Below are 2,194 nucleotides of genomic sequence, written 5' to 3' on the forward strand. Positions count from 1 at the left end.
TACAAGTTCGTAACGCGATCGCCAGAAAAGTAATGACAAAGAGTGAGGGTGATGTTAGCGATCGGTAAATTATCTACTTAAGATGTGTTGGCAAAGCCGAAGTTAGCCTTCTGTGAAAGATAAAAAACCATCAAGCAAAGTATTGTTTGTAAAAGGTGATGTGTTGTATGTTATCTTCATAGAAAGTGCAGCGCAAAATTTCATTTCTTGTGATTATTTGGAATATTAAGAGAAGCAGTGTGAAAAATATTTCAAACACAACGTTAACGCAGAGGTTTTGCTACATTGTATTGTGGACGTCGGCTGCCTTGACAATATTTCAGATTTTCCTTTTAGGATGCGATGTTTATGTGGCATTACTTTCTCTAGCAATTATTATAGCCTCTTTGCTTCCAATACGCACTTATGGAATATCTCATTCGGTCGGCGTTTTTTTTATTTTCATTTGTTTTTATTGGTCGTTCAACTCCCTTGTGTTGAAATCGGTGTTTTTTCAGCCGCTTGATTCATTTTTATATAGCCCGACGTTATCCTATCTAATTGTTTTTTTAGCTATTTTGGGCGCCTCTTTAGGGGCCTTGGGCACAAGTATCCTTCTGCCTTACTTCTCACCTCCAAGGTGGCAGAAAGTGCCAGCAGGTGCACTTGCGCCAATTAGCATAGTCAGTTTGTTTATCGGCCTATCTTCCATGATCGTGGCCAAAATGGGGGTCGTCGGCGAAGCGGCGTCAGTTTTTCTCGCGGCGTTTTTATTGTTGGCGCTAATATCTGAGCTTGCTCGGGTGATGATTATTAATAAATCTAAGAAAGGCATGTCAATTTGGGCGGCGGTGTTGGTTATAATACTTGTCATCCTTTCGATTTCTCACAATACTAAATTCTTGCTTTTTGCTGCCCCATTGTCTTATGTTGTAACTATATTTTCCTTTAAGGGAAGGTTTAGGGTATCGCATTTTGTCTTGGGCGCGGGCGCTATTATTTTTCTGTCGAGCGTGGCCTTCCCTGCCATCACTTATATCGCGCGCGGAAAGCGCGATATAAGTACACCTGTTGAGCTGATTGCTTACACTACTGATGCAATGGTTAAGCTTGCTACCGGCGACAAGGGCATACGCCAACAGCTTGAAGCACGAGAGGCGAGAAGCCTGAGGGCTGCGGGCCTCTTTCGTTACGATGTGCCATATACCCGGCAGTTCCCACTTTTTTTTGAACGTTTTGTCTTGGTGCCTTATGTTGATGCCGTCGCCCGAGTCTTTTCCGTCAAAGGGCCTTTTGCAGGAACTTCGTTTGTTACAAGCCAAATTACGGACGTACTTCCGTCTTTTTTAAATCCTAATAAAAAGGAGATATATTCTGGAAATGTAATTGTTTCTCAACTCGGGTTGCAAGATCCAAACTTTGAAGGATATCCGACGATTGGATGGCCTGCGGAGGCTTTTTATGCGAATGGCCTTCTGTTTACTATTGCATCCAGCTTTGTGCTGTTTTTAATTTTTACGGGATTTCTTGCTATCTTTGTTGGAAGAATGGAGTGGAATATATTCGCCATATATATATGCGTACGATATTTTCATTTGCTTTCATCAGGCGTCTTTGGGAGCTATATCTTTTTTATGCTCCGACAGTTGCCTGTGGATATATTACTATTCATTCTCATTAAATCGGTTTCATCTGCTTTTTTACGGCATAAACCGCACAAAATCGTCGGGAGCCAGGCTACATAACTTTTGGAGTCTTGGAGCTTTGTTGCATAAATAGCCGAGAGATCCCAATAGTGAATCCAGCCTGTTAGGCGGCGTGGATGAGCAAACCGTCCCGCGCCACGAACTGGAAATTCTACAAAGCAGCGTTGGCACAGCGAAGCTCGCTTCGGATCTTGCTTGGCCACGAGATACAGTGGTTGTCAGCGCCGACCGGCAAGGGCGGACGCCAGCCCATGTTTCCGGATGCGGCAATCCAGACTTGCCTGACGTTGAAAGGCGTTGTTCAAACTACCCTTGCGCCAGTCGGCATGGTCGCAAGCCTGTTAGAGATGGCCGACCTAGTTGTTTGGTCCCGGCATTTGATGGAGCATTATCCATGCAGGCTTGGAAGGATGCGCTATGGGACAGATTCTACACAGGAGCGCCCGCACGACAGAGGCAGTCCATCGAGCGATACAGCATAGTCAAGAGAGTCTGAGGGTTCTGGCTCA

1 protein-coding gene and 1 pseudogene are annotated in these 2,194 nt (G+C 44.7%); both read left to right on the forward strand.

Annotation, left to right across the window (positions count from 1 at the left end; translation table 11 throughout):
• Positions 1-350: 350 nt before the first annotated feature.
• On the forward strand, positions 351-1,724 hold the full coding sequence (locus MTR66_RS21050; protein WP_243924690.1) for a hypothetical protein: 1,374 nt from the start codon (positions 351-353) through the stop codon (positions 1,722-1,724).
• 77 nt (positions 1,725-1,801) lie between these two features.
• Positions 1,802-2,044, forward strand: a pseudogene (locus MTR66_RS21055) (transposase); the annotation flags it as partial.
• Positions 2,045-2,194: the final 150 nt, after the last annotated feature.

Source organism: Novosphingobium beihaiense, assembly GCF_022832375.1.
GTDB classification, from domain to species: domain Bacteria; phylum Pseudomonadota; class Alphaproteobacteria; order Sphingomonadales; family Sphingomonadaceae; genus Novosphingobium; species Novosphingobium beihaiensis.